Origin of the sequence: Marinibacterium profundimaris, assembly GCF_002210095.1 — a bacterium.
Classification (GTDB): Bacteria; Pseudomonadota; Alphaproteobacteria; order Rhodobacterales; family Rhodobacteraceae; genus Marinibacterium; species Marinibacterium profundimaris.
The window spans coordinates 12,537-25,099 of record NZ_AQQR01000021.1 but is presented as its reverse complement, the minus strand read 5'-3'; the positions used below and the strand labels follow the sequence as shown (position 1 = coordinate 25,099).

At 70.5% G+C, this 12,563-nt stretch carries 9 protein-coding genes; 7 read left to right on the top strand and 2 right to left on the bottom strand.

Annotation, left to right across the window (positions count from 1 at the left end; translation table 11 throughout):
* Nucleotides 1-144: 144 nt before the first annotated feature.
* The 4 genes from ATO3_RS24305 (at nucleotide 145) to ATO3_RS24290 (ending at nucleotide 5,018) form a co-directional block, all read left to right on the top strand.
* Nucleotides 145-1,632 (top strand): glycosyltransferase family 2 protein, encoded by a 1,488-nt coding sequence (locus tag ATO3_RS24305; RefSeq protein WP_088652470.1) that lies wholly within the window; start codon nucleotides 145-147, stop codon nucleotides 1,630-1,632.
* Nucleotides 1,633-1,643: 11 nt separating this feature from the next.
* A complete protein-coding gene (locus ATO3_RS24300) occupies nucleotides 1,644-2,999 on the top strand; it encodes a glycosyltransferase (protein WP_088652469.1) in 1,356 nt (451 codons plus the stop codon).
* Nucleotides 3,000-3,029: 30 nt separating this feature from the next.
* On the top strand, nucleotides 3,030-3,950 hold the full coding sequence (locus ATO3_RS24295) for a sulfotransferase (protein WP_088652468.1): 921 nt from the start codon (nucleotides 3,030-3,032) through the stop codon (nucleotides 3,948-3,950).
* 162 nt (nucleotides 3,951-4,112) lie between these two features.
* Entirely contained in the window at nucleotides 4,113-5,018 is a 906-nt protein-coding gene (locus ATO3_RS24290) for a sulfotransferase family protein (protein WP_088652467.1), read from the top strand.
* A 50-nt stretch (nucleotides 5,019-5,068) separates the two neighbouring features.
* On the opposite strand, the gene ATO3_RS24285 is transcribed toward ATO3_RS24290, so the two are convergent.
* Both ATO3_RS24285 and ATO3_RS24280 read right to left on the bottom strand, forming a co-directional pair.
* A complete protein-coding gene (locus ATO3_RS24285; RefSeq protein WP_088652466.1) occupies nucleotides 5,069-6,115 on the bottom strand; it encodes a hypothetical protein in 1,047 nt (348 codons plus the stop codon).
* Nucleotides 6,116-6,347: 232 nt separating this feature from the next.
* Nucleotides 6,348-7,469: a DUF2793 domain-containing protein gene (locus tag ATO3_RS24280; protein ID WP_088652465.1), complete on the bottom strand. Its 1,122-nt coding sequence runs from the start codon at nucleotides 7,467-7,469 to the stop codon at nucleotides 6,348-6,350.
* A 614-nt stretch (nucleotides 7,470-8,083) separates the two neighbouring features.
* On the opposite strand from ATO3_RS24280, the gene ATO3_RS24275 reads away from it, so the two are divergent.
* The 3 genes from ATO3_RS24275 to ATO3_RS24265 all read left to right on the top strand — a co-directional run bounded on the left by ATO3_RS24275 (nucleotide 8,084) and on the right by ATO3_RS24265 (nucleotide 12,409).
* A complete protein-coding gene (locus ATO3_RS24275; RefSeq protein WP_088652464.1) occupies nucleotides 8,084-10,786 on the top strand; it encodes a glycosyltransferase in 2,703 nt (900 codons plus the stop codon).
* On the top strand, nucleotides 10,783-11,508 hold the full coding sequence (locus ATO3_RS24270) for a CatB-related O-acetyltransferase (protein WP_088652463.1): 726 nt from the start codon (nucleotides 10,783-10,785) through the stop codon (nucleotides 11,506-11,508). The genes ATO3_RS24275 and ATO3_RS24270 overlap by 4 nt, the downstream gene beginning before the upstream one ends.
* A gap of 88 nt (nucleotides 11,509-11,596) precedes the next feature.
* Nucleotides 11,597-12,409 carry a sulfotransferase family 2 domain-containing protein gene (locus ATO3_RS24265; protein ID WP_088652462.1) on the top strand — a complete coding sequence of 271 codons (813 nt, stop codon included), beginning with the start codon at nucleotides 11,597-11,599 and terminating at the stop codon, nucleotides 12,407-12,409.
* Nucleotides 12,410-12,563: the final 154 nt, after the last annotated feature.

Here is a 12,563-nt window from a genome sequence, read left to right as displayed (position 1 = left end):
GATACAGGCGCCGGCACGGCCGGACGAGATACAGGCGCCGGCAGGGCCGGACGACACAGAGGCGCCGGCCTGGCCGGGACGCGCATGAAGATGGAACAGGACGGGCCGGGGCGGCGCTGACCGCTCCCCGATGCCGGGGGACACATGAGAACCACTTTCCTTCACAAGCAATATGCCGATGACAACGGCGATCTGGGCGAGCTTTACGGCAACGAGGACGACGTCGCGCTGCGCGAGCATTACGACAAGTACGGCCAGAACGAACGCCGCGGCGTGACGCTTGCCGATTACATGCGCATCGAGAAGATGGCCCTGTCGGAGGACGGGCATGTCTGCCTGGCGGGCTGGGCCGACCGGCGCCTGGCCGACCGGATCACGCTGTCGTTCGTCGTGGGCTACATGCAATACGATTTCGACGACCTCTCGGACCGCTTCTGCTGGTACCGCCGGCTCGACGTGGCCGAGGCGATCGGCGATTTCGACCGGCCCTCGGGCTTTGTCCTGGTGATGCGCATTCCCGATTTCGACCCGCATTCGGCGATCACGATCCTGGTCAACGGCAAGGAGCATTTCCAGAGCGCGACCACCCGCCTGATGTCGGTGCAGAAGTTCATGACCGAGGCGCTGACCACCTGCGCGGTGCTGGCCGACGGCGCCATCGGCACGACGATGGACGCGGCCCGGCACCTGGCCCCGGGCATCACCGAGCTCTGGGAGACCTACCTCGACCGGCTCAGCTTCAGCTGCCTCTACGAGACCGGCGCCGACCGGCCGGTGAACCGGTCGATCATCATCACCATCTACCGCGATATCTCGATGCTGATGCCGCAGCTGGAAACCCTGGCGCCGGCGCTGGACGGCCAGCCGGCGGAGGTGATCCTGGTGCTCAACGAGTTCACCGGCGAAACCCATGTGCTGGCCGATCAGATCGCCGCCTTCAGCCAGCTGCACGAGGTCTCGATCTCGGTCCATGTCTGTTCGGGCAATTCCGGCTTTTCGGCCGGCAACAACCACGGCGCGAAGGTCGCGCGCGGCGAGGTGCTGATCTTCATGAACCCCGACATCTTCCCGCCCGAGGGGCAGGAAGAGCAGGCCTTTGCCTTCCTGGCGGGCGACCCGGGCGAGGGGCTGGACGGGGCGCTTCTGTACTACGGCGACGGGTCGCTGATGCATTCGGGCATGTACACGACCGCCGACATGGCGGTGGACGCGCGCCAGGGCTTTTCCGAACCGGTGCTGCGGGTGGAGCATTACGGCAAGGGGCTGACCGCCCATGTGGACGACAGCCCCGAAGAGCTGGCCGAGGCGCTGCGCGAGGTCCCCGAGGAGGGGCTGCTGGTGACGGCGGCGCTGTGGCGGATCCGCAAGGCGGTGTTCGACGAGATGGGCGGCCTGCCCACCGATTACATCATCGCCTATTACGAGGATGCCGATTTCTGCCTCAAGATGCTCGAGGCCGGGCGCCCCGTGCGGCTGGACCGGGGATCGCGCTGGATCCACATGGAGGGCGTGAGCAAGCCGCGCCCGGCCCGGCTGCGCGCGGTGATGTGGCTGAACCGCGCGCATTACTCGCGCCGGTTCGCCGGCTCGCCCTTCCTGGCGCCCGCCGCCACCGACCTGTCCCAGCTTTGAGGCCCGGCAAGATGAAGTTTCTCACCCTTTCGCTTTACCATCCCCGGGTCATGCGGGGCGGCGCGCAATACGTGGCCAAGGACCTGCACGATGCAGCCGCCGCCGATCCGCAGGTCGAGGCGGTCATGCTGGCGGCGATCGACGGCAACCGCTTTCCGCAATATTCCAAGGTCGGCGCCGCGATCACCGCGCTGCCCGACAGCGAGGACGAGTTCCTGATGCCGGGGCGGCGGTTCGACGATTTCTTCCACCGCATGTACGACCCGCGCCGCAACAAGGCGCTGGCCCGGTTCCTGCGCGACCACAGGCCCGACGTGATCCACCTGCACCATTCGCTCTGGGTCGGGCTCGACGTGATCGAGCTGATCCGCAAGGTGCTGCCCGGGGCCAGGATCATCTACACGCTGCACGAATACCTGCCGATCTGTCACCGGCAGGGGCAGCTGTACCGCTACCACGAGGGCGGGATCTGCCAGGATACGCGGCCCGATCAGTGCACCGGCTGCTTCCCCGAACGGACCACGGATGAATTCATCCTGCGCCGCCGCGGCTTCCAGAGCGCCTTTGCCAGGGTCGACCGCTTCATCGCGCCCTCGGACTACCTGAAACAGCGGTATGTCGACTGGGGGCTGGACGCCGACCGGATCACCGTCATCGCCAATGGCCACCGCCGCCGCCGCCCCGAGGGGTTCGTGCCGCAGCACAGCCCGGGGCTGAACGTCTTCGGCTTCTTCGGCCAGTTCGTCGATGCCAAGGGGATCGACGTCGCGCTCAAGGCCGCGCGCCGGGTGGCCGAGACGACCGGCAAACCGGTGGAGATCAAGGTCTTCGGCGGCAACAAGGAATATGCCACCGCCGATTACCTGGACAAGATCGAGGCGGTGCTCGACGGCGCGCCGCCCGAGCTGGTGGTGACCGAGGTCGGATCCTACAGCCGCGACAACGTCTTCGAGCTGATGTCCTCGGTCGACTGGGTGCTGACGCCCTCGATCTGGCCCGAAACCTTCGGGCTTGTGGTCTCCGAGGCCTGGGACGCGCGGCGCCCGGTGCTGGCCTCGCGGGCGGGGGGGCTGTCGGACCGCATCATCGAGGGGGTCAACGGGTTTTCGTTCCTGCCCGGATCGGACACCGAGCTGGCGCAGCTGATGCAGATCTGCATCGGCAATGCCGAGCTGTGGCAGAGCATGGCGCAGGAGATGCCCGACGAGATCTCGGTCGAAGACGCCTGGGCGGCGCACCGGGCCGTGATCGCGGATGTGACGGCGGATGTCTCGGGGGCTGTGTCGGGGGCCCCGGAAGAGGCCGCGGATGAGCCCGGGATCGCGGGACGGCCGGACAGCGGCGCGGCGCCGGGCACGGCCGGCTGAGCCACGGACGGGAGAAGGACGGGAGACGGGATGTCGGGACCGACGGAGATGCCGGGCATAGGGGACACCGCGCCGGTCCCCGACGCGGAGGAGGCCCGGGCCCGGGGGCCGCGCCGCCGGGACCGCCTGCACGGGATGTATCCCGAGGACGGCAGGACGCGGATCGTCTACATCCTGGGCTCGTCGCGCTCGGGCACCTCGGCGCTGCGCAACGCGCTGGCGCGGACCCGCTACAACGGTTACGGCGAGGGCCACATGCAGCCCCTGCTGTCGCGCCTCTCCGAGGAGGTGCTGGCCTATGGCGCCACCACCACCGCCGGGCCAAGGCCGGGCAATGCCCGCGCCGGGATCGACCGCGAGGCGCTGCTGCGCCACCTGTTTCGCGGCTACGAGGCCTATCTGTCGGAACAGCGGCGGTCGGGCTACCTGCTGGACAAGACGCCGACCAGCCGGATGGTCGCCGCCGTGCCGCTGTTGAACCGCTACCACCAGGATGCAAAGTTCATCTTCTGCGCGCGGCGGCACGTGGACAACGTCCAGTCGAAGATCAGGAAGTTCAGCGGCCGGAGTTTCGAAGCCCAGTGCCGGGTCTGGGCCAGGTGCAACCGGTCCTGGGCCACGGTGAAGGAGGAGCTGGAGGGCAATTACCTGGCCTTCGATTTCAACGACCTGGCGGTGCGGCCCGGGGCGATCGCCGCCCGCATCGCCGCCTACCTGGAGCTGCCCCCGGAAGAGGAGGCGGGGATGGCCGCCTATCTCGTCTCGGAGCGCCCGCAGGCGGCCAGCGCGACGCGGGATCCGACCCGGTTCCTGAAGTTCTCGGAGCTGGACTGGACCGAGGCGGAGAAGGAGACCTTCGTGAAGATCTGCGGCCCGGTGGGCGATGCGATGGGCTACGGCTATGAAAGCTATTTCCGGGAGACGGAGCCCGCCTGCGGCGGCGCAGGCTGAGCCCGCCCGGATGCCCGTCCTCCCGCCGATGCGCCTGGCCCCCCCGATACCTGTCCTGATGCGTGGTCCGACAGGGGGCCGCTTCCCGTTCGGGGGCTGTCGCGCTGCCCCGTCTGATGGCCCGTCTGATGCCCCGTCTGATGCCCTGCCGGAGGTGCCGGGATGCCCCGCCTGAGACCGCTCGATTACCTCGTCTACGGCCTGCCGCGCAGCGGGACCTCGGCGGTGGCGGCCTATCTCTCGGCGGTGCCGGGGGTGCATTGCGGGCTGGAGGTGTTTCCGACCTTCATGGATCACGGGGCCCTGCGCGCGCCGCGGGATTTCCTGGCCCATGACGATCCGCTCTGGCGCCCGTCCTCGGTCGCCGAGGTGACGGCGCGGGGCGGGGGGATCCGGGTCTGGGGCAACAAGACGCCGACCTATTTCTACAACCTCGCCGCGCTTTACGACCAGCTGGGCCCGGTGCCGTCGCTTCTGTGCCTGCGCCCGCTGGAGCAGGTGGCGGCGTCCTATGCGATGCGCGCGGCGGATCCCGAGGACAGCTGGCCGCGCGGGCGCGGGGCGCTCTTTGCCTTCGGCGACGCGCTGGTGCTGCTGCGGGCGCTGCACCGGCTGGAGCGGTGCGATCACATCCTGGCGGTGCCGCAGGGGCCGCTGGTCGCGGACTGGCGGGCGGTGATGGGGCAGGCGCTGGCCCATGTGGCGCCGGACGTGCCCCCCGAGTTCCGCGAGGACGAGCTGGGCCGGATCGTGCGCCGGCGCGAACGCAGCGCGGCCCGGCCCAAGCCGCCGGTGGCCGAGATGCAGCAGGTGGAGCGCGACGCGCTCGGCAAGATGCGCCAGATCGGGGCGACGGGGTTCTTTGCCGACGAGACGATCGGACCGGTGGAGGCGCGGCGCCCGGCGCTGGAGGCGATCCTGCAGGCGGCGCCGCCCGACCCGGTGGGCTGGATGCGCCGCGCGGTGGAGCGGCTGGACGACGACGGCGCGGGGGTGGCCTTCCTGGAGGCCTGGACGAAACACGTGGCCCGGGTCACGCGGGCTCCGAAGGGGGGAGCGGTGGGTTGAAAACCCACCCTACGGGTCCGGCGGCGGGGTGACCCACCCCGTGCCCGGGATCAGCCGGCGGTCTTCTTCTGGCGGTGGATCTGCCGGCGGGCCTTTTCCAGGCGGTCGCGCAGGTGGTCGGAGCGCTTCATCTCGGCCCCGATGGCGCCGGCCAGCACCTGCAGCTGGGCGGCGGTGAAGCTGTAGACGGCCTCGTCCTGCGCGTCGGGATCGGGAAAGCGGCCCGCGTAATCGGCCAGGGTGCCGACCCGTGGGCGTTCGGCCTCGGGCACGGCGGCGGCATAGGCGTCGGAGCCGATCACCGCGGCCATCTGGTCGAGGAAGGCGGCCAGCGCCCCGGACGACAGCGCCGGCTGTTCCGAGCGGATCTCGGGCAGCTGGTTGCAGAGCGGATCGGAGACCACGCGCCAGCTTTGCCGCGCCTCGGAGGCGTTGACCAGGCGCTGCAGCTCCAGCTCGGCCCGGGTGGGCGAGCGGTTGACCTGGGCCACCGGCGGGATCTCGAGGGTGCCGGGGGCCAGGCCCAGCCAGTTTTCCAGCGTCGGCAGCAGCCGGGCGCGGTGGCGCGAATAGTTCAGGATCGTGACCTCGGCCCCCGCGCCGCGCAGCACCTCGAGCACGCGCAGGGTCTGCGCGGGCAGCCGGTAGAGGCCGAGGCTGTCGGCCAGGGTGCCGGTGTAATTGCCGCGCTTGACCGACTGCTGGTAATGCGACACCGCGTGATCGACCGGGTCGCGCAGGTAGAGCAGCACGTGCAGCGGCACCCTGTCGGGATCGGGCCCGCGCAGGGCGGCGAGATCCTCGAGAAAGCCCTCGGGGGATTTCATGATGTAGTAGAACAGGCTCTCGGCCGAGAGCAGGCAGGCGCGGTCGTTCGGCACCCGGCCCGAGGCGGCCAGCTGCGCGAGGGCGCCGGCCCGGCCGTGGATGTTGCCGCCCGAGATGTTGCCTTCGCCGGCCGAGCGCGCGGTGGCCTCGTCGATCGGGTAGCAGATGCCGGCCGCCTCCAGCGCCGGGAGCGACAGGGCGAGCGCCGATTGCAGATAGCTGCTGCCGGTCTTGCCGTGGCCGATGTGGAGGTGAAGAGAGCTGGGCATGGCGGATTCCCGGGATGCGCCGGACCTGGTCCGAAGGATATCCTTCGTTACCAGACCGCACCGGGAAGGCAAGCACCGGGAGAGGCCGGCGGACCAGCGCGCGCGCGGGGGGCGCCTGGGGGATCTTATTTGGGATAGTGTCTTAGATATGGGACACTGGCGGCCGGTGCCCCGGCGCGGGGCCGTGTTGCGTGGGGCCGCGCGGGGGAGTCCCGCGCGCCCCCGGCCGCGATCACAGCCAGCGGCCGATCGCGGTGACCCGGCAGGCGGCGCTGTCGCCGCTTGAGAAATCCGCTGCCCCCGCAACCCGGTAAAGCCGGATCGTGGTGCCGGTGGCGGTGATCGCGCTGGCCGCGGGTGCCAGCGCCGCGTCCAGCCCGGGGCCCGAGACGCTGGCGGCGAAATCCCCGGCATCGAGCAGCGCCGAAAGGCTGACCTCGGCCGCGCCGGCGAAGTCCTTGGGAAAGCTCCAGTAGGCTTCCAGCCGCTCGGCCCCGGCATGGCTCAGCACCAGCTCGGCGGTGCAGATCTGGGTGCCGTCGGCCCAGCGGATGTACCGCCCGCCGCCCGCCGTGCCGCTTTCGATCACCGCGCCGGTGGGCGTGCCCTGAAAGTCCGACACCTGGCCCAGCAGGTTGCCGGGGCCATAGGCGTAATCGGCGCGCGCCAGCCGGCCGGCGGTGGTGTCGGAGGGATCCTGCTGCACGGCCGCGCCCGAGGCGGCGCCGCTGGCGGCGTCGAAGCGGAGCGCCACGGTCCAGGCGCTGCCGTCGGCGCTGACCTTGATGGCGAAATCGTCGGATTGCATCGTGCCCATCTCGGCCCGGCCGGACCAGCCGGTCTGGAACAGAAGGCTGGCGGTGTCGGAGGCCGAGGCCTTGTTGATCTTCAGCCGGTGGCCGGCGCCGTCATGGGTCAGCAGCGTGGCGTCGCCCGCCACCGACAGCGGGTTGCCGGCCGAGGCGCTGGTGCCGATGCCCAGCCCCAGGAGGTTGTCGAAATCCGGCCGCGCCGAGTCCCATTCGCCGCCGTCGAAGATCACGTCGAAGCCCTCGTCCAGCACGTGCACGCGCCAGCCGGGTTTCGGCGCCAGGAAGGTCCAGCCGGTGCCGTCACGGGTGGCGATGGCATCGTCCTGGCCGGCCCAGTCGCCGGTGGCGCCGGGGGCGACGATATGCACCGCGCCGGGGGTCGCCGGATCGGGCGGCGCGGTGCGGGTGCGGTCCACGGCCACCGCCTGCACCAGCGTGTCGAGCGCGGCGAGGGCGGCGTTGTGGGTCACGTGCTTCTGCGCCTGGGAGGGCTGGATATAGGGCAGGGAGAGGACGGGGGAGCTTTGGGCTGTGTCGGGCATGGGGGGCACCTTCGCGCTGGCCGATGTCGGGCAAGAGGGCTAGCGGCCGGGTCTGAACGCCCGGTGAGCAGGGCGTGCGGTGGGTGTTGCGCGACAGGCGGCGGACCGGGTGGCAGATCGGGGGACAGACCGGGCGGCAGATCGGGTGGCAGATCAGGTGGCGGCCCGTCAGGGCCGGCAACCGGGGCGGGCGGCGCGATCCTGCAGGCCGCGCGGAAACCCGGGGGACCGGAGGGGTCCCCGACGGGACCGGGGTGGGGGTCCATGGGCCGGATCCCGGGATCGTCGTGACAGGGAGTGGGCCGGGCTGGGCCGGGCTGGGATCTGCTGGTGTTTGGCCTCTGACGTGATGCGAGGGCAGGGGACCGGGCGGCGCCGCGGGGGCGCGACAAAAGACGCGGACGGCGGACGCGGGGGGACCGGCGAAAGATGGCCCGCAGACCGGCGGGGAAGGGCGGGGACGCGCCGGGCATCGGCGCAAAGGTCTGCCCGGCAGGGTAACGCTCTTGCATGCTGCGCGATGGACACCGGCGGCCCTTCACGATACGTCCCACGGGACCCGCGGCCGGCGTAGCTGCGCCGCGGCAGGGACGACAACAGGAGCATCCAGGGGCGTGTTCAGAAGATTGCTTGGCCTGTTCAGGCGCTATGCCCGGCAGCACCGGCACCTGGCCGTGACAGGGTTCTCCTTCGGCGCCACCAGCGCGTCGAAGCGCGGGGCGCTGGACACCGGGCAGATCACCGGCCACGTGGACCGCGTGGTGCTGCACGGCGACAGGGTCACCTTCACCGGCTGGACCACCGCCGAGCGGATCACCCTGGTCTCGGGGGTGAGCCGCGGCGTGACCCGGCCTTCGGTCCTGCGCACCGACGTGGCCGAGGCCTACGGCATCTCGCCCCGGGTCGGGTTCGAGATCACCCAGCCCTTCGGCAACGGCCGCTTCACCCTGCTGGCCGAGGCCGGGCCGCGCAGGATCCAGCACCATTGCGCGCCGATCGGCCGGCTGCAGCTGAAGCGCAACAGCGCGGGGCTGTTCCTGCGGTTTCTCGGCGCGGTGCTGCGCGCGGCGCCCCACGCGGTGAAGGCGCTGCGGTCCAACGACACCGCCGCCCGGGCCGAGGTGAAGCGGATCCTGGGGCTGGACACCCGGCCGGAGGCGGCGCCGATGGATGTGCATCTCTTCGCGGAGGCGCGCGGGGCGGAGGGCATGGGCCACGCCTCTGGTCCGGCCCGCGCTTCTGCGCCGGCCCCCGCTTCTGCGCCGACCCCCGCCCCCGATCCGCAGCCGGTCACCATCGTGCTGCCGGTCTACAACGCCTTCTCGCTGCTGCCCGACGTGCTGGCCCGCGTGGTGGAGAACACCGACCTGCCCTGGCACCTGGTGGTGATCGAGGATTGCTCCTCGGACCCCGAGGTGCGGCCCTGGCTGACCGACTGGGTCGGCCAGCGCGAGGCCGAAGCGCCGGGCCGCATCACGCTGCTGCTGAACGAGGAGAACAAGGGCTTCATCCGGTCGGTCAACCGCGGCTTCGCCGAGGCGCTCCGGCGCGGCCACCACGTGATGCTTCTGAACTCGGACGCCTTCGTGCCGGCCGGCTGGGCCAGCCGCCTGCTGCGCCCGATCCTGGCGGGCCGCGACGTGGCCACGGTCACGCCGATGTCCAACGACGCCGAGATCTTCTCTGTCCCGGCGATCTGCGCCCGCACGGTGATCGAACCGGGGCAGGGCGACGCGATGGACGCCCTGGCCCGGACCTTCCACCCCGAGGCGACCCTGGCCGAGGCCCCCACCGGCGTGGGCTTCTGCATGGCGATGAACATCGACTACCTGCGCAAGGTCCCGGAATTCGACACCTCCTTCGGCCGCGGCTACGGCGAGGAGGTCGACTGGTGCCAGAAGATCCGCGCCATGGGCGGCAAGCACCTGGGGCTGCCCGGGCTCTTCGTGGAACACCGCGGCGGCGAGAGCTTCGGCAGCGAAGAGAAGCTCAAGCTGGTCAAGAAGAACAACGAGACGATCGCGCGCCGCTACCCGCCCTATGACATGGAAGTGCAGGGCTTCATCGCCGCCGACCCGCTGGTCACCGCGCGCGTGGCGCTGGCCGTGGCCTGGGCGATGAGCCGCCCGGGCGAGGCGGAGGAAGAGACCGGCTTTCCGATCTACGTGGCCCATTCCATGGGCGGCGGGGCCGAGAAATACCTGGAGCGCCGGATCGAGACCGACCTCGACCGTGGCCGGCCGTCGCTGGTGCTGCGGCTGGGCGGGCCGTCGCGCTGGCAGGTCGAGGTGGTGTCGAAGGCCGGCCGCGTGGCGGGCATGACCGAGGACTGGGATTTCGTGAAACGCCTGCTGGAGCCGGTCTCGCGGCGCCACCTGGTCTATTCCTGCGCGGTGGGCGACCCGGACCCGGCCGAGCTGCCCGGCCACCTGCTGGAGCTGCTGGGCGAGACCGACACGCTCGAGGTGCTGTTCCACGATTTCTTCCCGCTGACGCCCTCCTACACGCTGCTCGATTCCGACGGGTGCTATCGCGGCCCGGTCACCGATGACCGCACCGACAGCGCCCATGGCATCCAGCGTCCCGACGGCACCAGGGTCACCCTGGCCGAGTGGCGCGGGGCCTGGGGCGCGCTGATGGCGCGGGCGGACGCGCTGGTGGTGTTCTCGGACGACAGCCACCTGCAGGTGAGCGCGGCCTATCCCGACCACGCCGGCAAGCTGGTGCTGCGCCCGCACGAGATGCTGGCCCGCGTGCCGCGCCTCGTCCCGCCGGAGGCGGGCCCGCGCACGGTCGCGGTGCTGGGCAACATCGGCTACCAGAAGGGCGCCGCCGTGGTGGCCGATCTGGGCCGGCTGATCGAGAGCGAACAGGGCCTGAGCCTGGTGCTGATCGGCAATGTGGACCCGGCCTATATCCCGCCCGCCAGCGTCCCGGTGCATGGCGATTACGAGATCGCCGAGCTGCCCGACCTGGCGGCGCGCTACGGCATCACCGACTGGCTGATCCCCTCGGTCTGGCCCGAGACCTTTTCCTTCACCACCCACGAGGCGCTGGCCACCGGCCTGCCGGTCTATGCCTTCGCCATCGGCGCCCAGGGCGCGGCGGTGGCGCGCGCGGACAACGGCCGGGCGGTGCCCTTCGATGCCGACGGCACGCTGGCCCGCGACGTGCTGAGCGCGCTCAGGGACGACAGCGGGCTGGCCGGTGGCGTCCGTCCCGATGAAGATGCCGACGAAGACCGCACGACAGGAGAGACCGCCCGCGACACCGGCCCGATGACCCGAGGGTCGGTCCGGCGGGCCGATGCATCATGAGCAAGATCAGCATACCCATAAAACGGCTGGAAAACGCCGGGATCGAGGTTCTGCCGCGCGGCAACGGCGGCCAGGTCGGCCTGCCGCGGCACACGGTGCTCGAGGCGCCGGGCAGCCTGAAATGGACCAATTACGAACATTCGATCGAACTGGGGGCGTTCTCCTACCAGGTGTCGGGCTATTGCTTCGCCGCGCGGATCGGGCGCTACTGCTCCTTCGGGGAAGACGTGCAGATCGGGCGGCAGAACCACCCGATGAGCTGGGTGTCGACCTCGCCGGCCTTCTACCTGGGGGATCAGCTGTTCTCGCTGGGCCGGAACTTCACCGGCGGGCGGGAATACCACGATTACAAGTTCACCTTCGATGGCCCGCCGACCCGGGTGAAGATCACCAATATCGGCAATGACGTCTGGATCGGCCACGGCGCCTATATCGCCGCCGGCGTGACGATCCGCCATGGCGCGGTGGTGGCGGCCAACGCGGTGGTGACCAAGGACGTGCCGGCCTATGCGGTGGTCGCGGGCAACCCGGCGGTGATCAAGCGCTGGCGGGTGGACCCCAACATCATCTCGGGCATGCTGCGTTCGCGCTGGTGGCGGTTCGCGCCCTGGCAGCTGACGCATCTGGACCCGTCGAAGCCGCACCAGTTCGTCACCGGCGTGCTGGGCATGGATGGCGAGCCCGAGTTCCAGCCCGACGTCTTCGACCTGCGCAACAGCTGAGCTGTCCGGCGCGGGCCGGAGTGAATGCTCAAGCCCCGCCCGGCGGCGGGACAACGGCCGGACAAGGCCCAGCCCTCGGAGTGAGACCATGCCGATTTCATCCCTGACCTCCCAGGCTTCGGCCAATGGCACGGCGCTGGCGGCGCAATCGCCGATCGTCTTCCTGCACATCCCCAAGACGGCGGGACAGACCATCCACAACGCCCTGGCCGCCATGGTGGGGGGGCGGCATGTCAGCCCGATCCGCACCCATACCCAGGCCCCGGGCGACGCGCCGCAGATGCCGGCGGGCTATGCGCTCTATTCCGGCCATATCGACTGGACCGAGCTTGAAACCCTGCCCGGCGGGCGCTTCACCTTCACCGTGCTGCGCGACCCGCGCGAGAGGATCGCGTCCTTCTACTTCTTCCTGCTGAAGGAGGCCGAGGCGCTGGACCGCGCGGCGCTGGAGCGCCCCGAGAACCACGGCAAGAAGCTGATCCTGCAGCGGTCGGCCGAGGAGTATTTCTTTGGCGGACCGGCCGGGTTCAATGCCTTCATCCGGGATCATTACGACAATTTCTACGTCTCCTACCTGGCCACGCGGAAGATGCGCGGCCGGCCCGAGCTGCGCGACCTGACCGCGGCGCAGAGGCTTGAGAAGGCGCTGGCCAACACCTCGCATATCGACCGGATCTACCCGATCTCCGGCCTGGGCCAGCTGGAAGCCGACATCGCCGCCCGCTTCGGCGCGCAGATCTCGGTGACGGGGACCTATGTCAACGCGGGCCCGATGGCGCGCGAGCAGAGCCGCTGGCCGAAGCTTCTGAACCGCATCGCCACCGACAGGGGCCGCGCCGATCTGGAAGCCTTCGCCGAGGGCGACCTGGAACTGATGGAGCGCCTGGGCGTCAGCACCTGAAGGCCTGGGCGGCGCGCCTGTTGCGGGCCGGTCGCAGGAGTATTTTTCCAAAGGTGAAGACATGGGGTGGTCACGCTGCCCCAATGGCCCCCCTGTTTGCCGCCCTCGGGTCCGACATCTGCAAACAAGCCGAGGGGAGGGCCGTCCGCGCCGT